The organism is Cohnella sp. GCM10027633, from assembly GCF_042675445.1.
Classification (GTDB): Bacteria; Bacillota; Bacilli; order Paenibacillales; family Paenibacillaceae; genus Cohnella.
In genome coordinates this window covers 177,307-200,085 of record NZ_JBHTGV010000008.1, presented here as the reverse complement: position 1 = coordinate 200,085, position 22,779 = coordinate 177,307, and the positions used below count along the sequence as shown (strand labels likewise).

15 protein-coding genes are annotated in these 22,779 nt (G+C 61.4%); 2 read left to right on the top strand and 13 right to left on the bottom strand.

Annotation, left to right across the window (positions count from 1 at the left end; genetic code table 11):
• The first annotated feature begins 112 nt into the window (after positions 1 to 112).
• Together ACFQZG_RS18685 and ACFQZG_RS18680 are read left to right on the top strand one after the other, a co-directional pair.
• On the top strand, positions 113 to 982 hold the full coding sequence (locus ACFQZG_RS18685; RefSeq protein ID WP_378155219.1) for an SPFH domain-containing protein: 870 nt from the start codon (positions 113 to 115) through the stop codon (positions 980 to 982).
• A 271-nt stretch (positions 983 to 1,253) separates the two neighbouring features.
• Positions 1,254 to 1,880 carry a polysaccharide deacetylase family protein gene (locus ACFQZG_RS18680; protein ID WP_378155217.1) on the top strand — a complete coding sequence of 209 codons (627 nt, stop codon included), beginning with the start codon at positions 1,254 to 1,256 and terminating at the stop codon, positions 1,878 to 1,880.
• Here ACFQZG_RS18680 and ACFQZG_RS18675 read toward each other — a convergent pair.
• The 13 genes from ACFQZG_RS18675 to ACFQZG_RS18615 form a co-directional block, all read right to left on the bottom strand.
• A complete protein-coding gene (locus tag ACFQZG_RS18675) occupies positions 1,849 to 2,775 on the bottom strand; it encodes a M15 family metallopeptidase (protein ID WP_378155215.1) in 927 nt (308 codons plus the stop codon). The two genes, ACFQZG_RS18680 and ACFQZG_RS18675, sit on opposite strands and share 32 nt — an antisense overlap.
• 83 nt (positions 2,776 to 2,858) lie before the next feature.
• Positions 2,859 to 3,962 (bottom strand): sensor histidine kinase, encoded by a 1,104-nt coding sequence (locus ACFQZG_RS18670; protein ID WP_378155213.1) that lies wholly within the window; start codon positions 3,960 to 3,962, stop codon positions 2,859 to 2,861.
• Positions 3,955 to 4,644 carry a response regulator transcription factor gene (locus ACFQZG_RS18665; RefSeq protein ID WP_378155211.1) on the bottom strand — a complete coding sequence of 230 codons (690 nt, stop codon included), beginning with the start codon at positions 4,642 to 4,644 and terminating at the stop codon, positions 3,955 to 3,957. The genes ACFQZG_RS18670 and ACFQZG_RS18665 overlap by 8 nt, the downstream gene beginning before the upstream one ends.
• A gap of 435 nt (positions 4,645 to 5,079) precedes the next feature.
• Positions 5,080 to 7,059, bottom strand: a complete 1,980-nt coding sequence (locus ACFQZG_RS18660) for a methyl-accepting chemotaxis protein (RefSeq protein WP_378155209.1) — start codon at positions 7,057 to 7,059, stop codon at positions 5,080 to 5,082.
• A gap of 156 nt (positions 7,060 to 7,215) precedes the next feature.
• The gene (locus tag ACFQZG_RS18655) at positions 7,216 to 9,303 is read right to left on the bottom strand and encodes a penicillin-binding transpeptidase domain-containing protein (RefSeq protein ID WP_378155207.1); all 2,088 of its coding nucleotides are present in this window, start codon (positions 9,301 to 9,303) and stop codon (positions 7,216 to 7,218) included.
• 160 nt (positions 9,304 to 9,463) lie between these two features.
• Entirely contained in the window at positions 9,464 to 10,276 is an 813-nt protein-coding gene (locus ACFQZG_RS18650; RefSeq protein WP_378155205.1) for an ABC transporter permease, read from the bottom strand.
• Positions 10,273 to 11,295 (bottom strand): ATP-binding cassette domain-containing protein, encoded by a 1,023-nt coding sequence (locus ACFQZG_RS18645; RefSeq protein ID WP_378155203.1) that lies wholly within the window; start codon positions 11,293 to 11,295, stop codon positions 10,273 to 10,275. The genes ACFQZG_RS18650 and ACFQZG_RS18645 overlap by 4 nt, the downstream gene beginning before the upstream one ends.
• Before the next feature lie 131 nt (positions 11,296 to 11,426).
• Positions 11,427 to 14,738, bottom strand: coding sequence for an InlB B-repeat-containing protein (locus tag ACFQZG_RS18640; protein WP_378155201.1), 3,312 nt, complete (start codon positions 14,736 to 14,738; stop codon positions 11,427 to 11,429).
• A gap of 260 nt (positions 14,739 to 14,998) precedes the next feature.
• Positions 14,999 to 15,709: an SDR family oxidoreductase gene (locus tag ACFQZG_RS18635; RefSeq protein ID WP_378155199.1), complete on the bottom strand. Its 711-nt coding sequence runs from the start codon at positions 15,707 to 15,709 to the stop codon at positions 14,999 to 15,001.
• A 53-nt stretch (positions 15,710 to 15,762) separates the two neighbouring features.
• A complete protein-coding gene (locus ACFQZG_RS18630) occupies positions 15,763 to 16,353 on the bottom strand; it encodes a TetR/AcrR family transcriptional regulator (RefSeq protein ID WP_378155197.1) in 591 nt (196 codons plus the stop codon).
• A 115-nt stretch (positions 16,354 to 16,468) separates the two neighbouring features.
• The gene (locus ACFQZG_RS18625; RefSeq protein WP_378155195.1) at positions 16,469 to 18,556 is read right to left on the bottom strand and encodes an alpha-L-rhamnosidase-related protein; all 2,088 of its coding nucleotides are present in this window, start codon (positions 18,554 to 18,556) and stop codon (positions 16,469 to 16,471) included.
• A gap of 12 nt (positions 18,557 to 18,568) precedes the next feature.
• Positions 18,569 to 21,751, bottom strand: coding sequence for a family 78 glycoside hydrolase catalytic domain (locus ACFQZG_RS18620; protein WP_378155193.1), 3,183 nt, complete (start codon positions 21,749 to 21,751; stop codon positions 18,569 to 18,571).
• A 14-nt stretch (positions 21,752 to 21,765) separates the two neighbouring features.
• Positions 21,766 to 22,761 (bottom strand): sugar phosphate isomerase/epimerase family protein, encoded by a 996-nt coding sequence (locus tag ACFQZG_RS18615; protein ID WP_378155191.1) that lies wholly within the window; start codon positions 22,759 to 22,761, stop codon positions 21,766 to 21,768.
• Between the last annotated feature and the right edge of the window lie 18 nt (positions 22,762 to 22,779).

Genomic DNA, 22,779 nt, shown 5'->3' with positions numbered 1-22,779 from the left:
GGAACGATTCCCACGGACAATGAAGCTGACTTTTCATTTGTAATTTATTTGCATAAGTGATATCATGTAAATATCAAAACAAATTCACTATGACTCTAGGGAGTGTCGCCCAATGGTCGAAAGAAAAGCTTGGCATTTGAACGGATTCCTCGCGTTATTGATTCAACTCGCGCTCGTTGCGGGAGCCGTTGCGTGCTTCATCCAAGGCGCGCAAGAAGAACCGATCATCTCTCTTCTCGTCATCGGAGCCGTTCTCGCCGTCGTCGCGATCATCGGTCTGACCGCGCTCGTCGTCGTCCAGCCGAACCAGGGCAAAGTCGTCACCTTCTTCGGAAAATACGCGGGCACCGTGCTCGACAGCGGCTTCTGGATGATCATGCCGTTCGCCACCCACCGCACCGTATCGTTGAAGGTACGCAACTTCAACAGCCAGCAGCTTAAGGTGAACGACGCCGAGGGCAACCCGGTCGAGATCGCCGCGGTCGTCGTCTTCAAGGTCGTCGACACGGCCAAGGCGACGTTCGACGTCGACCAGTACGAGAAGTTCGTCGAGATTCAGAGCGAGACGGCCGTCCGTCATATCGCCGCCCAATACCCTTACGACAACTTCGCCGAGACCGACCGCCATTCGCTCCGCGGCAACGCGGACGAAGTATCGCACGAGCTGATGTCCGACTTGCAGCACCGACTGTCTATCGCCGGCGTCCGTATTCTCGAGACGCGCCTCACTCACCTGGCTTACGCCCAAGAAATCGCTAGCGCCATGCTTCAGCGCCAACAAGCATCCGCCATCGTAGCCGCTCGCCAACAGATCGTCGAAGGAGCCGTCGGCATGGTCGACATGGCGCTTCGCCAGTTGGAGGAGAAAGGCATCTCCCTCGACAGCGAGCGCCGCGCCGCGATGACGAACAACTTGATGGTGGCGATCGTATCCGACAAAGGCGCGACCCCGATCATTAACGCGGGCACGCTGTACACGTAAGGGTGATGACTTATCGCGAGCGACAAGAAATCTTTTCCGCTGCGGCTCGACCCTGAGATCTACCGCGCGCTCGAGCAATGGGCGGGCGACGAGTTCCGCAGCGTCAACGGCCATCTCGAATTCATCATCCGCGAGGCGCTGAAGCAGGCGGACCGGCTGCCGAAGAAGCCGTCGGGAACGCAGCCGCCCGAGCGTCCGGAATAATCGAACGGCCCGGCCCGCGAGCGCATACGCGTCTCCGGACCGGGCCATCTAAGGAGAATCCATCTACATGAACAAGGCCGACATCTTCAACGAAGTCGCAACCGGGGAGAAGCTCGTCGCCATTACGTTCGACGACGGGCCGCATCCCGAGTGGACCCCGCTCTTGCTCGACGCGTTCCGCCAGCACGGAGCCAAGGCGACGTTCTACGTCGTCGGCTCGAACGTCGAGCGCTACCCGGACATCGCGGAGCGCATCCACGCCGAAGGCCATGAACTAGGCAATCATACATACTCCCACCCGCATCTGTCCGAGCTGGGCCGGGAAGCGCAGCGCGAGGAGCTGTCGCGCACCGACCGCCTCATCGCCGAAGCGACCGGCGATTGTCCGAAGACGTTCCGCCCGCCGTATCTCGACGTGAACGATGACGCGCTCGCCACGGCCGCGGAATTCGGCTACGCCGTCATCCACGCGCTGAACTTGGACTCGCGGGATTGGGACGACGCGATCGATGCCGAGCATATACTGACGACTTCCCGCGCGCACGTGCGCGAAGGAAGCATTCTGATCTACCATGACGGCTTCGGGGACCGATCCCCTACGATCGCCGCCGTATCGGCGCTGATTCCGGAGCTGATCGGCCAAGGCTACCGGCTCGTCACGGTCAGCGAGCTGTTAAGCGCACGGTCACGATAATTCCTTCGCGATTGTCGCCCGAGATCTCGTAGCTCGCATCCTTCGGCACCCGAATCGTCGCGCCGTCGCGGCCCACGGGCACGTAAGCGATCTTGTACCGCTCGCCGTCTACCGTCGCGACGATGGACTTCCGATCCCGTAAGTAATCCAGATACTCTTCCAACGCGAAGTCGCGATCGTGCATGATCTGACTGTGCGGCAGACCCACGTAGCGGAAGTGCCAGGGCTCGTATTGGATGCCCGTCACTTCGGTTTTGTTCTTCGGATACCGGAGAATGAATCCGTGCTTCCAAGCGTTCTTCTTCAACCAGGCGCCCTCGGGCGCCTTTTCCATGGCCTCGAGCGTCGAACCGATATCGAGCGACAAGCCTAAGTTATGCTCGCTGAATCCCGCGGGCAGCGCGTAATCAGAGCCTTTCTCCTCGTACAGCGCTTGTTGCTCCGCTTCGTCCCGGTAACCGCTGCTGATCAGAAAATGGTCGACCCCGTCGTCGGCCGCGGCGTCTACCATCGACCGGAAAGAAAGCAGCAACGCCTCGGGCAGCCGAATCGACCGATCGTACAGCGCGAAGCCCTCCGACAGCTCTTGATGCCCGAACAACGACACGACGTCGCCGGGGATGCTCCCCGAGACGACGCGATGCTCCCGGTTCACGAGCACGAGATTGCCTTCATGGACTTGATCTTGCCCGACCTCGATGGCCGTCTCCCGTTCTTCCGTTTGTTCTGCCGGCTGCTCTGCCGACTGTTCCGCCGAATGAGACGCCATCGGCGTACCGGCTCCTTCATGAATATCGACGACGGACGGCTCGCTCGTTCCGACCCCGAAACCGCACCCGGATAATAGCATGATGCCCAGCATGACGCCCGGCAATAAATAATCCCGCTTCAGCATGATCAACTTCCTCCTCGACCTAACGTTGCTTTAGGTTAAGGCATAAAGTTTAAATCCGAGGCGGGATGCTTCTTAAGTTTTTCTTAAACCCATTGCCCTTCCCGCGGAAGCCGCACTTCGAATACGGTGCGGATAACGTTGCTATCCGCCGAGATGGCGCCGGCGTGCTGCTCGACGATATTTTTCGCGATGAACAACCCGAGTCCGGTTCCCTCTCCTTGCATCGATCGCGCCTTGTCTCCCTTATAGAACATATCGAACAAGTACGGCAGCTCGTCCTCCGGGATCGCCTGGCCGTAATTGACGACTTGCACGATCGCTTCTCCCGGTTCGGCCGCGCATCTTACGTCGATGAATTGGCCGTCCTTCCCGTAGCGGGCAGCGTTCGTCAGCAGGTTCTCGAACACCCTGGCGAGCAGATCGCCGTCCCCGGACAGGAGGACCGGCGCCGGCGCGTCCAGACGCGCGACCACTCCGCTGCTCTCGAAGATCGGATACAGCTCCTCGATCAACTGGCCGAGCAGCTCGCCCAGATCGATCGACCGCCGCTCGACCGGAAGCTTGCCGTGATTCAGGCGGGCGATCTCGAACAGCTCCTCGATCAGCTTCTCCACTCGCCGCGACTTCGCATACGCAATCTGCGTATAGTGCCGCGCCTGCTCTTCGGTCAGCTTCTCGTTATGCAAGACGTAGTCCAAGTAACCGAGCACGGACGTCAGCGGCGTGCGCAGGTCGTGCGCCAGATTCAAGATCAGCCGGTCTTTGCTGTTCTCCGCGAAGTCGCCTCTCTCGATCGCTACCCGCAGTTGGTCGCTCGCCCGGTTCACGTCTTCGGCGATCGCTTCGAATTCGTCGCCCGAGCGGACGTCCACCCGCGACGCGAAATCGCCGGCGGCGAGCTTACGAATGCCTTGAGAGATCCGTTTGAAATAGGTCGCGTACGGCTTCGTGTACAAGTAGAAGAACAAGATCGCGAGCGGTACGAACACGATGAGGATGAAATTGAATTCCCCGATATCGTCCAGCACGGCGCGAAGCTTCGCCATGGTGTCGCCGTATTGCGCATGCTCGCGGTAGTACGAGCGAAGCCATTCGAAGAGCGCGTACGTGATCAAGCCCGACGACAGCATGCTGAGTGCGAAGAGGAGCAGCATCCGCGCCCGGAAGCTGAGGAGCAGATTAGGCATTGAACGCGTACCCCACTCCCCATACGGTTTTCACGTATTTGTTCTTGTCGTCGCCGAGCTTCTTCCGCAACGTGCGAATATGGACCATGACCGTGTTGCCGCTCTCGAAGTACGACTCGCCCCATACCTGTCGGAAAATATGCTCCGCGCCGAACACCTTGTTCGGATGGCCGGCGAGCAACGCGAGAATATCGAATTCCTTCGGCGTCAGCTCGATCGCTTGTCCGTTGCGGGTTACCGCGCGCTTGTCCGGATCGATCGTCAATCCGCCGATCTCCATGACGCGCGACGGCTCTTCGGCGGGACGGCTCAGCTGCATTGAACGGCGCAGCTGCGCCTTCACCCGCGCGACGAGCTCCATCGGGTTGAACGGCTTCGTCATGTAGTCGTCGGCCCCGATGACGAGGCCCGTGATTTTATCCAGATCGGACGTCTTGGCGCTTAGGAAAATAATCGGCATCCGGTGTCCTTCGCGCAGCGTCCGCGTCACCTCGTGGCCGTCCAGCTTCGGCATCATGATGTCCAATATCGCCAGATCGATCTGCCTGGCGTTCGCCGCCTGCACGGCGGCCGCTCCGTCGTAGACTTTGACCGTGTCGTAGCCTTCTTGCTCCAGGTACATCGCGACCAAGTCCGCGATCTCCTTCTCGTCGTCCGCGATCAGTACCGTAACGCGCTTCATCCGATCCCTCTCCCGAATTCGTATAATTACATTTGTACTCCAATTCGGCGGGTACTGCAAACGTTAGGGCTCTTCTGGAAATCTTCGACCTTATTTTTATGTACGATGAGAGTTTTTCAGGACATGTATCCCCTTCCGCTGCTGCTTCACCCCACAAAGTGAAGTATATCTTCGAAGCTTATTCCGATTACTTTGCGGGGACCCCGTTTTTTTCGTCCCGAATTCTGAATGGTTACCCCGTAATAAGGTGAATTCGGTACCGTAAAGGCAGGCGCTTCGCTCTTCAGGGGATACATGTCCTTTTTTCTTCATCGTAAATAAACAAACGGCGGAGTAGAGCTATCACCCTAAATCCGCCGTTTCCAATAATCTTTTCGGACCGCTGATACTAACGTTGCAGAAACGCACGAACTGCTGCAACGTTATCTCATAACGTTACACGCGGAACTTCGACACCGACTTGCTCAATTCTTCCGATAGCGCCGCGAGAGTCTGGGACGAGCTTGCCGTCTCCTCGGCCGCCGCCGCAGCCTCCTCGCTTACGGAAGCGATATTCTCGATCTGCAGCAGCACCTCCGACGTCTGGGCGGACTGCTCTTCGCTGGCCGCGGCGATCTCGCCGACCTGGCTCGCGGTTTGGCCGACCATGCGAACGATGTCCTCCAGCGCGACGCCGGTTCGCTTCGACAGCTCCGACGTCTCGTGGACCGCCGCCACGCTCAGCTGCGTGCTCTTCTGCATGCCCGTGATGATCGAAGAAATTTGCTTCGTCGCTTCTCCGCTCCGTTCGGCCAGCTTGCGCACTTCGTCGGCGACGACCGCGAAGCCCCGGCCTTGCTCGCCCGCCCGGGCCGCTTCGATGGCGGCGTTAAGCGCGAGCAGGTTCGTCTGTTCCGAGATGTCGTCGATCACTTCGATAATATCGCCGATACGGCGCGAATCGTTCTCCAGTCGTCCCATATGATCCGATAAGCGGGCCATGCTGCCGATCGATTCGCTTACCGCTTGACCGCCTTCCATCGCTCCCCGATGCGTTCTCTGGGCCAGCTCCGCGGCATCGCTCGCGCTGCGGGCGACCGTATCGACCGCCCGGTTCAGGTCGTAGAACAGATCGGTTACCTTCTGCGCGGATTCCGCTTGGGACGTGCTGCCCCTGGCGATCTCTTCGGTCGTGTCCGAAATTTCTCCGGAAGCGGCCGCCAAGCTCTTGGCCGACGTCGCGGCATGCCCGATCAGCGTCCGCAAGCTATCGATCATCTGGTTGAACAGCCCCGCCAATCTTCCGAACTCGTCGCGGCTGCCGACGGTCAGCTTCTCCGTCAAATCTCCGCCGGCCACCCTTCTCGAAGCCTCGATGACGGTATCGATATTCCGGACGATCATTCTGCGGACAAGGATAATGACCGCGGCGACGAGCACGATCAACGACCCGATCGCGATCGAGACGGAACCGATTTTCAACCTATTATAAGTAGCCAGCACGGTATCGACCGTAACGACCGTCTCGACGTACCACTTGTCGGTACTCCCTTGAATCTCGATCGGCTCGAAGCGACTAAACACCGATTGCCCGTTGCCGTTCGTTCGGTACGCTTCGAGCGTGCCTCCCGCCAGGCCGTCCCAGATGCGTTGCTTGTCCGCCGTATCGGCATACGGACGGGTAATGTCTTCGGGCTTGTCGCTATGGGCGACATAAGTGCCTTGCGACGACAGAATCGTCACGTAGCCTCCGTCGATGTTCGCGCCCTTCACCATCGCCTGAAGAACGTCCAGCGTGAAATCGGCTCCGACCGCGCCGAGGAACTTGCCGCTCTCGTCTTGGATCGGCACGACGAGCGACGTCATTAGCGTATCTACTCCGTCTATCGCATAGACGTAGGGCTCGAGCAGCGTCGTCCTTCCTTCCCGCTTCGGAATCAAGTAGAAGTTCCCCGCCCCTTCCGTCTCGTAATCCGCGATGGCGGTTACGTTAACCGCTTCGCCGCTGCGCACGACGTAAGGGATGAACCTGCCCGAAGCGTCGTCGTATGCCGTCTTGCCGGCGTTGGCCGCGTCGTTCCCGTCGAAGGCGTTCGGCTCCCATACCGTCCATAGACCGAGCAGGTTGGGGCCATGCCGCAGCATGCCGGTCAGAATCCGTATCGCGTCCTCGCGGTCCAACGACCGGTTGACGCTTGCATCCTTCAACGTTTCCGACATCGCCGTAAGCAAGGTATGTACTTCCGTCACCTTCGATTGGAACCCGCTCGCGAACGATTGTGCCGCTTCGCCCGCTTCGGACTCTCCCTTGTCCAAGCTAACCGAGCGCAGCTGGCTTAAGTTCGTCGTAATGATAATGGCGAACGCGATGACGAGCACGACGCTGACCGTCCCCCCGAACTTCCATGACAACTTCATGTGGCGCAACAATGACATCACTGGCTTCCCCTCTCGCTATGCGATTGATTGTAACTCGATTTAACCATTTAAATGTTAATATAATAGCTTGCTAATTATTTGGCGTTTGTGTGCGAACAACGCAAAAACCCTTGATCTCTCAAGGGTTGCGGCGAATGTATTAAGGATGTGTGATCATGGCTTCTTCCACTGCAGGATTCGCTTCGCGATCGGCGCGACGTACCCGCTGCCCCCGCGATCGCCGACGTCCTCGATCATGACGGAGAGGAGCAGCTTCGGATCGTTCGCGTCGAAGCCGACGAACCAGCCGTTCTCTTGGCCTTCCGCGTCCTTGCTCGCCTTCAGCTCCGCGGTGCCCGTCTTGCCGGCGATAGCGGCTCCGTCGATATACGCGCCGTGCCCGACGCTGTCGGGATGACTGACGGCTTGAATCAGATCGTCCCGCAGCAGCGTCGCCGTGTCCGGCTTCATCGCTTGCGCCTTCCACGTCTTCGGCGCGTTCGCGCCGTCCGATGACAGCGTCAACACCGGCTGTACGATGTTGCCGTCGTTCGCCAAGGCCGAATACGCAAGAGCGACGTGAAGCGTCGTCATGGCGACTTGGCCTTGCCCGTAGCCGGAGTCGGCGAGCTGAATATCGCCGCCGAACTTGCCGTCGTTGGACAGCTGCGAACGAACGAGCGGATACTCGATCGGAATCCGCTCGCCGATGCCGAACTTGGCCGCCGTCTCCGCGAACTTCGTCTTGCCGATCGCCAGCGCGGCTTGGGCGAAGTAAATATTGTCCGAGTAGATAAGCGCCTTCGATAGGTCGACGGGGCTGACGACGTGCACTCTCGTGACGTAATACTTCCCCCAAGACTTGTCCTTCGTCCACGTCTTCCCCGAGATCGCCTTCGCCTCGTCCGGATCGAGCGTCCCGGCATCCAAGCCGCCGGCCGCGGTAAGGAGCTTGAACGTCGAACCCGGCGCGTACGCCCGGGCGAACCGGTTCATGAACGGATGCCTCGGATCGTCGTTCCACGCGTCGTATTGCGCGCTCGAGATGCCCCGGACGAACGCGTTCGGGTCGTACGACGGGGTGCTGAGCAACGCGGCGATCTCGCCTGACTTCGGGTCCATGGCCGCGACGGACGACGCGTCCGCCTTCACTTCGTCGTAGATCGCCCGCTGCAGCTCGGCGTCGATCGACAGCTGGAACGTCTTGCCTGGCACCGCCGGCTTCTCCGCGAGGACGTCCCGACGTTGCCCGTTCCCGTCTATGATCGTCGCGACGACGCCGTCGGTCCCCCTCAGCTCGTCCTCGAGCAGTTGTTCCAAGCCTGCCTTGCCGATCGCATCGCCGACCGCGTAGCCAAGCTCCTTCCGCTTCTCCAGCTCTTCGGCGTTAATCTCGCCGACGTAACCGGTCAAGTGGGCCGCCGCTTCGCCTAACGGATAGACGCGCAGTTGCTTCCGCTGGATGACGACGCCCGGAAGCGCGCTTAATTCGTCCTTGGCCGATTCGGACACGACGGCGATCGGAACGAACAGTTCCGGCTTGACCCAGGAAGCGCCGAGCTTGCGATCGATTTGCTGCACCGTCATGCCCAGCTTGGCCGCGATCGTCGCTTTGGCGCCCTCCGCGTCTTCCCCGAGCTTGCCGGGAACGATGCCGAGCTGCGGCGCGCTGCCGTTCACGGCCAAGCCGTCGCCCGCGCGGTCCACGATCTCTCCCCGCTCGCCTTCCACCGCTTGGACGCGCACGTTGTCGCCATCCTCCATGCCGGGGAAGAGGAGCGAAGGCTTCCATTCGATCAGCCACTTCGTCTCTCCGCCGTCCTGCGCCTTCCTTAGCCTTCCGTGCTGCTCGAACGCGATCGGCCCCGCGACCGAGTCCATCCGCACGCGATAGTCGAATCCGAGCACGCTTGTCTCTTCCGTTACCTGATCGCTTGTCGAACCGGGCAGCGCTTCGACGACCAGATTGTCGGCCTTGAGCGTCTCGTAGACCGTCTCGTAGCGCTCGGCGAATTGCTGCTCCGTCATCTTCTCCTTCGCGGCCGGCGTGAGCAGTCCGTACATGCCCGCGTAATCGCCCTCCTGCCAATCGGACAAGTACGCTTGCACCGCTCCTTCCGGCAGCTCTACCGGCAACGGCGTCGACTGCGGTGCGGTCGACTCCGAGGACGGTTCCGCCTTCGGCGTCTCGTTCGCGTCGTCGCACCCGGCGAGCGCCATCAGGATCAATCCTCCGAGCAACAGCGAGCTTCGTTTGAACATGTTTCCACCTCGTCGCTTAGATAGAAGTTATGGTTCATATATTCGCCGCCGGACTCCCATTGCCTGCCCGCGTGCCCCATCTCGCGCATTAACCTTCCTTAACCTTCCGGCGCAAAGCAAAAACACGCCTTGTTAGGCGTGTTGGTCGGTCGCATTCGTGTTACGTCCGGCGCATGTACGCGCGAACGGTGATCGGCGCGAAGATCGCCACGATGACGGCCGCTCCGATGAGCGAGATGCCGAGATCCTGACCGACCGTTCCGCTGTTCGTCAAGTCGCGGACGGCGCTGACGAGATGCGAGATCGGATTGATGTTAACGAACCATTGCAGCCACTTCGGCATCGTCTCGACGGGCACGAACGCGTTCGACAGGAACGTGAGCGGGAACAGCACGAGCATCGAGATTCCTTGCACGCTCGAAGCGGTACGGGCGATGACGCCGAAGAAAGCGAAGATCCAGCTGACCGCCCAGGAGCAGGCGATGACGAGCAGAGCGGCGAGAGCGACGTAACCGATACCGCCTTCGGGACGATAACCCATAATGTAACCCATGACGAACGTCAGCACCGTCGCGATCGTATAGCGGACCGTATCCGCCAGCAATGCCCCGGCAAGCGGCGCGATGCGCGCGATCGGCAGCGACTTGAACCGGTCGAATACTCCCTTGTCCATGTCTTCCCTGAGCTGAACGCCGGTGACGATCGAAGTTCCGATGACGGTCTGCACGAGAATGCCGGGGATAATGACCGGCAAGTAGCTTTGAACGTCGCCCGAGATCGCCCCGCCGAAAATATAAGTGAACATCAGCGTGAAAATAATCGGCTGCAGCGTGACGTCGAACAACTGCTCGGGCGTACGCTTGATTTTGAGCAATCCCCGATAAGCCATCGTGAGGGAGTTCCGGATCGTCTGGCCTAAGCTCGTATGGTTTTTCAGCTTGGCTCCGGGACGGATTGCGGTCGTGCTTCTCATACTCTTGCCACCTCCGGTTGTTTCGATTCATGGGACGGTTTCGCGTCTTCCTCCGCGCCGTGCCCCGTAATCGTCAGGAACACTTCGTCGAGCGTCGGCTTCTGCACGCTCATCTCCGCCAAGTGAATCCCTTTCGCGCGCAGCGCGATGAGCAGATCGGTCACGAGGTCGGCATCGGCCATCGGCGCCGTGATCTTGCGCGCTTCGGACGTGATGCTGGACGGAACGTTCAGCACCTGCTCGATCGTCCTGCGGGCTTCCTCGATCGTGCCCGGATCTTCGACTCTGAGATGCAGCGAAGAATTGCCGACCGACGCCTTCAATTCGTCCACGGTGCCTTCGGCGACGACATGCCCGCGGTCGATGACCGCGATCCGGTCGGCGAGTTGATCCGCTTCGTCGAGGTATTGCGTCGTCAGAACGACCGTCGAGCCCGTCTTCACGAGCCTGCGGATCGTATCCCACATCTGAGAACGCGTCCGCGGATCGAGCCCGGTCGTCGGTTCGTCGAGGAAGATGAGCGGCGGCTGCGCGATGAGGCTCGCGGCGAGGTCGAGCCGGCGGCGCATGCCCCCGGAGAAGTTCTTGAGCGGCCTCTTGGCGGCTTCCGTCAGTCCGAATTCCTCGAGTAGCTCCTCCGCCTTGCGCTTCGATTCCGAGCGGCCGAGACCGAGCAACCGCGAGAAGATAATAAGGTTCTCGGTCGCGCTGAGCGACTCGTCGACCGACGCGTATTGGCCGGTTACCCCGATCAATTGCCGTACGATTTGCGATTCCTTGATCACGTCGTGGCCGAAAATCCGCGCCGATCCGGAATCCGCTCGAAGCAGCGTCGCCAACATGCGAATCGTCGTCGTCTTGCCCGCCCCGTTCGGACCGAGCACGCCGTAGATCGAACCCGCCTTCACTTGCAAATCCACGCCGTCCACCGCGCGGTTATCGCCGAACAATTTCACGAGCCCTTGCGCTTCGACGGCCCAATCTCCGTTATTCGGCTCGAATTTGCGCGAATATCCCATATCGATTCCTCCCAATTGTGCTGATCACATTACGGATACTAAACCCCGTCTATGAACTGAATATGAACGGGGATGACAAAAAAAACGGCACGGGAGTTCGATCCCCCGCGCCGTTATCGCCAACAACCTATTCAATCCCCGGGAGGCGGATCGATGCCGACGCCCGTCGCGCCCGCGATATTGGGCAACGCCCAATGCCTTCTCGGCACGTCCGACCAGATCGGTTCCCGTTCCGTCGGCGGCTTTCTGCCCGTTGCCCGGTTGAACAACGCAGCCGCTTCCGCCCTCGTGATCGGACTGTCAGGAACGAACTTGCCGTCGCCTCTTCCGATCATATACCCTTGCCGGGCGACCGCCGCGATGCTGGCCTCGGCCGGGTGTCCGGCCGTATCCTTGAACGGAGCCCGCGCTCCGTCGAGCGTCAGACCGCTCCACTTGGCGATGATCGAGGCCGCTTCCGCCCTGCTGACGTAGTCGTCGGGACGGAACTTCCCGTCGGCATCCCCCGTCATGAAGCCCGCGCCGCCGACCGACGATATCGCCTTGGCCGCCCAATGCGTAGAGGAGACATCCGGGAACGAAACTACCGGCGCCTTCTTCGTCCCGTCAGCCTCGAGCAACGGATACAGTAGCGCCGCGATCTCCGCGCGCGTAAGCTTGCGATCCGGACGGAACGTGCCGTCCGGATAACCTCTCATGAGAGCGGCGACGAACGGCGCTTGCCAGGAGACGATCGTATACGTAACGGCTGGACCGGTACGTCCATTCGCCTTATACCCGACCGGGCGACCTTCGGAATCCGTTACGATCTGCCCGGCGATCCGCTCGATCGTCCCGTCCGCTCCGGCCGCGCTCGAGCGTAAAGAAGCCAGTAACGTCTTCAGAGCCGACGGATCGGACGGCAAGCCCGTCGTCTTCAGCGGAATCAGCAATTCGATCGGAACGTCGGCATCTCCCGACTCGAGCGTGATCCGGTTCGCGATCTTCGCCTCCGGCTCATCCGCGTGCCGAATGAGCTTGAAGCGCGCGTCCGCGTCCGGCAACCCCTTGATCGACGCTTCGGACAGCGTCAACGTCGCCGATCGCGTCGCGATTTCCAAGCCGAAGCCTTGCTTGAGCAGTTGCACCGATGCTTGAGGCACGATGACCGTCGTTTCGTCCGTCGATTGGCTCATGAAGCCGTCGAATACGACCCGAACCGTCGACTTGCCGTTCGCCTTGGCGAGATCGACGATTTGGCTTGCGGTCGTCGCGTCCAGCGTAGCCGTTTCCCGCTCCGTGCCGTCCGAATCGATATTGCGACCGATGAATATCGTCCGCGACAACGTCGGATCATCCCCCGCGATGACTTTGGCCGTATGCACGAAGACCGGCACGTCGATCCATGCCCATTGCGCGTACAGCGTCACGTTCTCCGCCGGCATCGTCAGCGCCGCTCCGGCCGCGTACCCGGTTCCGGTACCGTCCGCTTTCGCGTTCCAGCCCTTGAACGAGTAACCGGGCTTCGCTAACGTTGCCGGTCCGAGCACGGTCGCGGAAGCGCCGGTTACGTAAGAACCGCCGTCCGCCGGCACGGTGCCGCCCGTGTTCCCGTTGCCATCGTACGTGACCGTATACGTCGGAATCAGGATCCACTTCGCGTATAACGTCACGTTCGACGCCGGCATCGCCAACGACGCTCCGGCCGCGTAATCCGTCGGTCCGCTTCCGTCTGCCGCCGTATTCCATCCGGCGAAGGAATACCCGGCCCTCGCCAACGTATCGCTTCCTTGCACGGTTGCGGATGCGCCCGATAAGTACGAGCCTCCGTCGACCGGCACGGTTCCGCTATCCGAGCCGTTGCCGTCGTAGGCGACCGTATACGTCGGAATCAGACTCCACTTCGCGTATAACGTCACGTTCGACGCCGGCATCGCCAGCGACGCTCCGGCCGCGTAATCCGTCGGTCCGCTTCCGTCTGCCGCCGTATTCCATCCGGCAAACGTATGGCCGGTTTTGGCCAGCGTCCCAACCCCTTGCACGGTTGCCGAAGCTCCCGCCACGTATGAGCCGCCATCGACCGGCACCGTTCCGCTATCGGATCCGTTGCCGTCGTAGGCGACCGTATACTTCGGAATCAGACTCCACTTCGCGTATAGCGTCACGTTCGACGCCGGCATCGCCAACGACGCTCCGGCCGCGTAATTCGTAGGCCCGCTTCCGTCGGCCGCCGTATTCCATCCGTCGAAGGAATACCCGGTCCGCGCCAGCGTTCCGCTGCCTTGTACCGTCGCCGACGCGCCCGCCGCATACGAGCCGCCGTCGACCGGCACCGTTCCGCTATCCGAGCCGTTGCCGTCGTAAGTCACCTTATAGGTCGGAATCAGGCTCCACTTCGCATATAGCGTCACGTTCGCCGCCGGCATCGTCAGCGACGCTCCGGCAGCGTAATTCGTAGGTCCGCTCCCGTTCGCAGCCGTATTCCACCCGGCGAAGGAATACCCGGTCCGCGCCAGCGTTCCGCTGCCTTGTACCGTTGCCGATGTGCCCGGCGCATAGCTAGCGGCGTCAGTCGGCGCGCTACCGCTCGTATTGCCGTTGCCGTTATAGACGACTTTATAAGTCGGAACGGGTACCCACTTCGCATATAGCGTCGTACCGGACGTAACTCCCGTCAACGGCGCGCCCGCATCGTAATTGACGCCGGTCCCCGCCGCGTTCCTATTCCATCCGCCGAACGTATGCCCGGTCTTGGCTAGCGTGTCGGCGCCCTTGGCCGTACCGGTCTTGCCTATCGTCACGTAGCCGGTCGACGGGGCGTTGCCGGATGTATTCCCGTTGCCGTTATACGCGACGGGATAACCGCCCGTGACGTTCGCGATCGTGATGTTGTCGATTCTAAGCTTGGATGGCACGACTTTGTTATCGAACGTCCATAAAATTCTGATCTTGGATACTCCGGCGTAGTTGTAAGGGGTAATGCCGCCCTTGTTCAGCCAGCTCGAGAGCTGTATCGTGCCCGTGCCCATCGTCTTGGTCGTCGCGTTGCCGTCCATGAAGTTATTAAGCGTCGCGATCTGCGCGCCGTTCTCGTCGAACAAGGTCACGTAGATGAAATCCATGACGATGCCGCTGTTGTCCGTGACGCTGAAGCCCAGATCCTTGAACGTGAACGCCCGGTTCAACGTCGTTCCTTCCGCTACGATATCCAGATAACCGTTCACTTCCGGATCCGAATGGCTCGCGGCGATTAGGCTCGTGCCGCTCTGGGCGAATCCTGTCTGCACGAGGAACTTGTCTCCGACCTTCTTGTACCCGTCGATATCCGGGCCTACGGCGCCGCCGAAATCGTACGTGCCGTCCGCGGTCCCGTTCGATACCGCGAACGATGTGCCCGGCGCCGCCGACAGCGCCAGCGATACGACGAGCCACGACAGAAGCAGGCGCCTCATCCACCCTTTCAAGTCTATGAATCCTCTTGCTCCATCCCTTGACGTTCGCATGCGGAACTCATCTCCTCCTCCGATTCCCTCACCCGCCAACGATACAATATGAATCATTATAGATACATTATGTCTCTGACGAGTAGCCATTCGCCGCTTGGCGCACGGGCTCCTTTGGCGAGACTTCGGAGGTTTGCTCGAATTACGCGCGGAACGCGCAAAAAACCGCAGAAAGGTCGTTGTTCGACCTTCCGGCGGTACGGTATTCATGAGTTCTTCGATTACCAAGGCAACGTTTCCGACTGATGATAGAAGCCGCCGGACGGACCGTCGGCTGGCAGCGTCGCCAACCGTACGGCGGTGCTCGCGCCGTCCTCGATCTCCATGATCGCGCCCGGGCCGCCCATATCCGTCTTCACCCATCCCGGGTGGCAGGCGTTCGCCTTGACCTTCGTGCCGCGAAGCTCGACGGCAAGCTGCGCCGTCCAGGCGTTCAGCGCGGCCTTGGACGCGGTGTACGCCGGCGCGGAAGCCGCCCCGTACATGGCATCGTTCAGAATCGTCGACATCGAGCCCAATATGCTCGACTGGTTCACGATGCGTCCTCCGGGGCTGGCCTTCAGCAAGTCGAGCAGCGCGACGGTCAAGGCGTACGGCCCGAACGTATTCACTTCGAACGCGCGGCGCATGACGTCGACGTCTCTTCCCTCGTGATCCAAGTAAGTGCCCGCATTGTTCACGAGCACGTCCAATCTGCCGTACGCAGACGCGATGCGATCCGCGACCGCCCGGATATGGCCGGCGTCGGTCACGTCCAGTTCGACCGGAACGGCGCGAATCCCTTCCGTTCGCAGCTCCGCGGCCGCCTTCTCGGCTTTGTCCAGCGTGCGCGCCCCCACCAATACGTCCATGCCTTGGCGGCCCAACTGGCGAGCGATTTCCTTGCCGATTCCTTTGTTAGCCCCCGTAACCAACGCGATCTTCTTCTCCATACGATTTGTCTCCCTTGTTTTGTACCATACGGTACATAATGTTGAAAAAAAACTTACTCCAGAAGAGTAAGGACATCCGCTGCGGCATGCTCTACCTGCGATCGGTCGGGCTTCGTCTTCATCGTGACGGACAGTCCGATCGCGGCGACGGTCAGCAGTCGGGCGATCGGCGCGGCGTTCAGCCGGTTCGGCAATTCGCCGTTCCGTATGCCGTCCTCGATCGTGCGCCGGAACAGCTCCGTCAGCTTGATCCGGAAATCGTCGGTAATGGTCGCGAAGTTCGGTTCGTGCGGCCCGAGCTCGACCATCGTGTTCACGCACAGGCAGCCGTAATCCGGGTTGTTGCCGGCCGGTCCGTCCACGATGCCCTGAACGTACGCCCGAATCGCTTCCTTCGCCGTAGGTCCGGCCCGAAGCTTGCGGTCGACGTAATCGAGACTCAGCTGCGCGTACGCCTTCAAGGCGGCTTCGAACAGCTCCTTCTTCCCGCCGAACGCCGCGTACAGGCTCGGCCGCTGAATGCCCATCCGGTCGGTCAGGTCGCTCATGGACGTCGCCTCGTAGCCTCGCTCCCAGAATACCTGCATCGCGGCGGCCAACGCCAGCCGTTCGTCGAATTCGCGCGGTCTTACCAACGGACTCACCAACCTTCCGTACCGATCAGTACAGAACTAATATTATCCAATCCTTTCGTCGCCGTCAAGCGATAGCTGCAAAAAAAACGCAGTCCTCGCGGACTGCGCTTCGATCGAATCGCGTTTACCCGTACGTTACCTCATAGCATTGATTCGGTTCGTCGAGCGATAGCTCGTACCGGCCGTCGCCTAACGAGACGACCTCGCCGCGCGTGGCTTGCGGGTGCTCCTCTGAGCCGAACGCCAGCACGCCCCTGCCTGCCGAGCACGTCGTTACGCGAATGACGCCGGCATCCCGATAGACCGAAATATCTCCATTCGGCGTCGGCACCTTCCCGTCGATCCATTCCAGCTCGCCGAGCTGCGGCTCGACGCGGTATCGCGCGTATCCCGGTTCGGTCGGCCGCACGCCGAGCACGTATTTGCCGATCAGATAGATCGGCGCCGCGCCCCACGCGTGGCACAGGTTCTTCCGGAACTTGTCGCCGTACATGTCGTATTGCAGCTCCGGCGGCAGCTCCGGATCGTATTCCTCCCAGAACGACGTCGCTCCGAGGTCGATCATGCCGCCCCAGTACGAACGGATTTCCCGCAGCACGTGCGGAGTCTCGCCGAGATCGCAGAGCGCCTCGAGCTCGAAGAATCGCATGAACGGGGTGATGATTTTCTGAACGGACGCATTCATCAGCACCCCCGACTTCACGCGGTCCCGACTCGCCTCGTCCAAGTAGCCGAAGCGCACGCCGAACAAGTTCGGGTACTTCAGCAAGTCCCTCAACGGCTCGCCGTCCAGCTTGCCGTGGATGAAGCCGCCTTGGGCTTCGTCCCAGAATTCGCCGAAGATGCGCTCGCGAAGCTCGCCCGACAGCTTGGCGAACTTGGCTTCGTTGTCCGCGTCGCCCAGGGCGCCCGCGAAGAACGCGACCGTCTCCATGCTCCGGCACAGCAGCATCTGCTCGGCGGCCAGCGCGCCCCGGCGCTCCATCGGCGCCCAATCGACGAACACCCAATCCTCCGGATAGCCTTCCATCATGCCTTCTTCGTTGCGCCGGCCGAGGCAGAACGTCATCAGGCTCAGCATGTTCGCGTACTGGGAGCGGACGAACGTCAAGTCTCCGGTGTACAAGTAATAGTCATAGCAGCTCAAGAACCAGTAGAACGTGTAATCCATGATCGTGTTGATATGGATCTCGACCGGATTCTTGCCTCTCAGCGCGACGAGCGTCCTCTTCGTCACGTCTTGCTCATAATAGCTGTAATTGTTGATCAGGAAGCCGAGATTGGCGTCCCCGCTCCATACCCAGCGGTCCCGCTTCATGCCGTCGTACAGAAACTCCCGCATGTTGAGCTGCAGCGTATGCGCCGACAAGGTCCAAATCTCGTTCATCCGGTCGTCCGAGCTGCGGAAGGCGCCTCGCTCCGGCATCGGCAAGTACTCGTAATGATGCTTGACGCCGTCCCATCGGACGTCGCCCTCGGCCTTCAATTGGATGAACCGGAACGCGCGGGTAACCGGCGTGCGGATCGTCGATGCCGACCCGTCGGAGCGCACGACGTCGAACGTCTCCGCGAGCTCGCCCGCGAGCGCTTCCTCTAGCGATTCGCCGTAATACAGATGAATGTCGCCCTCGCCTTGCACGCCGACGAATTCCACGTATCCGAACGTTTCCCGTCCGAAGTCCGCGATAAGCGCTTCGCCGCGAAGCCCGACGGATACCGGGTCTTGAGCCTCGTAAGCGAACGGGAACGCGCCGGGCGGACGATCGATCCTATCGAACGTCCAGCTCGCGACCGGCACCCACTTGCCGTTGAGCGCCGTCACTTCCCAGCCGTCGCCGGAATCGTACCCGGCTCCGGATGCGAACAGCGCCGGAATCTCGCGATCGTTATAGACGTTAATCGATAACGTATGCTTGCCCGCGGGCAGCTTGACGGACGTAACCGGCCCGCGCTTGTAGCGGAGCGGCGTCATATCGTCGTCCAGCAGCAGCACGAACTCGCCCTGAACGGACAACGTCAGCTCCGCGGGCTCCGCCAGCTCGTACGCCCTGCGGAACTTCACGCTCGTATACGCGGCGTCGAGCCGCCAGGACGGAGGACAGATGTATCCTCTGTATTGCCTTAATACGGACGCTTTCTGATGAAGCCATACTTCGTAATCGCCGGGATACCAGATCCAGGTTCCGGCTTGCTGCGCGCCTCTGTCGGCCATCTCGAATCCTCCTTACGATTCTCTCTGCGGTGTATGTTCGTGCGATCGAACGCGGAACGTATAGCGACCGGAGCCCGCCGCGAACGACGCCGCGCGCTCGCTTCTGCCGACGAACAGCCAGCCGTCGCCGGCCGCGCCCGCGTCCGTGTCCACGTCAATCGTACTGCCGTCAATCTCAACGGTATCGCCCGCCCCGGCCGGCACTTCGATATCCGCGACGACGTTCGGAGGCACTTCGACCGTCAGCGTCAATCCGCCGTCGACTGTCGTCCACTCGCTCGCGATCGTGCCGTATTCCGAATCGTACGCGGCGCTCACCGACGTCAACCCTTCCGCCGGCAACGGCTTCAGCTTCACTCTCCGGAAGCCGTATTCGCCTTCCGGAATATCGATGCCGGCCAAGTAGCGGTACATCCATTCTCCGACCGCACCGAGGGCGAAATGGTTGAACGAGTTCATCTCCGGATCTTGGAATCCCTTCTCTTCCGTCCATCCGTCCCAGCGCTCCCAGATCGTCGTCGCGCCTTGGGTCACGGGATACAGCCAAGACGGATACTCGCGCCGCAGCAGCAGCCGCGCCGCCAGCTCGTGCTCGCCGAGCTCGGACAGCATCGGCAGCACGTAGGCCGCGCCCATGAAGCCGGTCGTCAGCCGTTCGCCTCGCGCCGCGATATCGTTGACGAGCTCGCGCTTCGCAATGGCGCGGCCTTCCTCGGACAGCAGGCCGATCTTAAGCGCCAATACGTAGGCGGTCTGCGAGCCGTCCGCGATCTTGCCCTCGGCGTCCAAGTGCCGCTCCGCGAACGTCCGCCGCAACGTCTCGAACAACGTCCGGTAGCGCGCCGCTCCCGCTTCGTCGTTCATTACGCCGGCCATCTCCGTCATGAGGGAGACGCTGTACGCGAACAAGAACAGGTTCATGATCGGACGCGACGTGTCCGCCCCGTTCGACAGATGATCGCCGAAGCTTTCCGTCCGCCGCACGAGCCGCTCGTCGCTGTCTCCGACAAGATAGTCGACGTAGCGCCGCATCGCGTCGTAATTGTCCTCTACGAACCGCCGGTCTCCGTACACTTTGTACATCGTCCACGGCATGATGACGCCTCCGTCCGCGAAGAACACGTGGCCTCGGCCGAAGTGCTCGACGAACGGAGCGACGTCGGGGAACGCCCCGTCTTCGCCTTGCGCGTCGCGAATGTCGACGAGCCACTTGCGGTAGAACGGAGCGCTGGCCATGTTGTACGTCGCCGTTCTCGAGAACATGTGCGCGTCCCCGGTCCAACCGAGCCGCTCGTCCCGCTGCGGGCAGTCGAGGGCGATGCCCATGAAGTTGCCGCGTTGGCTCCAACGGATGTTGTCGACCAGACGGTTCACGAGCGGATCCGACGTCGCCAGCCGCCCGGCGTCTTCCAGCGCCGTATGAATGACGATGCCTCGGACGTCGGCCGCGGTCAGATCGCCGGGATACCCTTCGATCTCGACGTATTGGAAGCCGTGATAGGTGAACGAAGGCTCGAACGTCTCCGCTTGCCCGCCGCCGGCGACGTAGACGTCGATCTGCTTCGCCGTTCTCAGGTTGTCGCGGTACAACCGCCCTTCCGGCGTCAGTCGCTCCGCGTGCCGGACGACGATCCGGGTACCGGCCTCCGCGCGCACGCCGAGCCGGATCCAGCCGGTCATGTTCTGGCCCATGTCGATCAGCTGCGTATCGTCGTCGATACGCCGGATCTCCTTCGGCTCTAGCTCGAGCATCGGCTTGATCGGCGGGCCGAGCTGGGCAACCATTCGTCCGCCCGGCGCGGCTTCGTGCGCTTGCGCTCGCCGCCATGCGGCTTCCGACGGCTTGATTCGCGCGTCGACCGTCTCCCCCATATAGATGTCGGAGGAGAGAACGGAACTGTCGGACGCGCGCCAATCCGCGTTCGTCGCGATCGTCTCCGTCCGGCCGTCCGCGTATTCGATATGAAGCTGCGCCTTGAAGGCGACGGACGAGCCGTAATGGTACGGCCCGCAGATGCCGAGATGGCCGGCGTACCAGCCGGGTCCGACGGTCCCCGCCAGGTCGTTATCCCCTTCGCGCAGCAACGCGGTCACGTCGTACGTCTGATACGGAATGCGGATGCGGTAATCCGTCCACCCGGGCGCAAGCGCGTCCGATCCGACCGGCTCGCCGTTCACGCAGGCCCGGTAGACGCCGAGCGCGGACGCGTACAGTCGCGCTCGCGCGACGGGAGCGGCAACGTGGACGGTCGTGGCGAACCGGGGACACGGTCCGTAGCCCCGGTTCACCGGGTACAGAATGCGCTTATATCCGGTCCAGTCTCCTTCACCGAATACGCCGATCCGGCTCGCCGGCCGCCATGCGCCGTCGTCGAAGCCGGGAGACGTCCAACCGGGCGCTTCCCTGTCCGTCGTCTTCCACGCCGGGTCGTCCGTCGTCGCGCGATACGACGCGCCGTCCGGATAATCGATCGCCAGCGCGGCGACGAAGCCCTGCCGCTCCCCGTCGGAACAGCCGGCGATCGTCAGCGTGCCGCCGGATACGATCAAATCCGCGATATCGAGCGTTACGGCTTGCATATACGGATAATATAGTCCTTCGTCTTGACCGTTGACGTACAGGTGCAGCGCGTCGGCCGCGTACGTCTCCAGCTTGGCGGAAGACGGCGTCCCTTCCGGCAACCGAAGCGTCAGTCGGAACCACCGCTTAGCCGACGATGCCCCATCCCCCGCCGACGCCGTCTCCCCGTCCCAGACGACGGCGACGCCGGCCAACCGGTCCGGCTCGGGCTCGGGAACGGGCCGAGCCGGGTCGGAGATCCATCCCGCGCGCCAGTCCGACTCCTCCATCAGTCCCGTCTCGAACGCGCTCGCCTCGCTCCAGCCGCAATCGTTGCCGTCTTGATCCCATATTTTCGCCTTCCAGACGTACCGAACGCCGGAGCGAAACGGAACGCCGCCGTACGCCGCGTGCTGCGATTCCCCGCTCCGCACGATGCCGCTGTCCCAGCAATCCCCGTTGTCCGCGTTAAGCGCTTCCAAGCCTGACGCGACGAGGATGCGGTACGCGGACTGCGCCAGCCCGCGCTTCCCGCTGCCGCCGTCGGTCAGCCGCCAGCCGAAAGCCGGCGACGCTTGATCGATGCCGAGCGGGCGTTCCGCGCCGTCTACCGTTAATCTATCGATCGCTAGCATCCTCTTAACCCTCCTTAACGGGCGACGCCGGGAACGGATAACAGCAACCGGCGCATATAGGCGGCGATCGACGGAGAGTCGCCGCTACGAATGAGCGCCTCGATCTCCCCGTCCGGAATCGAATCGAGAACGCCAACGAACGCCTCCATCGCGTTCACGCCTTCGCGCACCGCGTCGAGTCCGTCTTCCCGGTACGGGTATTGGTCGATCGAGAGCCAGCCGTCGTATCCCGTGCGGCGAAGCCAGTAGAAGAACTCCAGCGTCTCGATCGTATGCACGCTGCCGACGATCATGTCGTCGTCCCAATGGCGGTAATTGTCGTTCATATGGACGTGGAACAGCTTGTTCCCGTATTTCTTAAGCAATGCGACCGACTCCGCCGGCGTCTCGTAAGCGTTGAGCGCATGGCCGAAATCGATCGTCACCCCGACGTTGTCCGTGCCGACTTCCTGCGCGATGAGCAACGATGAAGCGACCGTGCTCAGATAGGAGTGCGTGCGCGGCTCCTTCGGCTTGTACTCGAGGCTGATCTTCACGTCCGGACGATACTTGCACACTTCCTTGACGCCTTCCGCGAACCAATCTCGTTCTTGGATGTAGTCGGCTTGGAACAAGTAATCGTAGCCGTCCTGCCCGGGCCACAGCGAGATCAGGTTCCCGCCGAGCTCGACCGCCGCGTCGATCATCTCCTTCGTGTGCGCGACCGCTTGCCGGCGAACGTCCGCGTCCTTGGCCGCGAAGCTGCCTTGCTTCCACTTCATCTGTCCGAAGTGGTCCGGAATGATAGAGACGAGCTGCAAGCCGTAGGCGTCCAGATACCCCTTCAATTCCTTCACGTTGTTGTCCGTCACGTGCCACGTGCCGACCAGCTCGACGCCCGTCGCCTGCGGGATGCGCGATACGCGCTCGAACAGCTGCGCGATCGTGAACGGCTCCGCGTACCCCCCGGTTACGTACCGGTCGGAACAGCTGCCTACGTTCGATAGAATTACGGAATACTTCGGTTTCATCGTCATAGCCTCCATTCG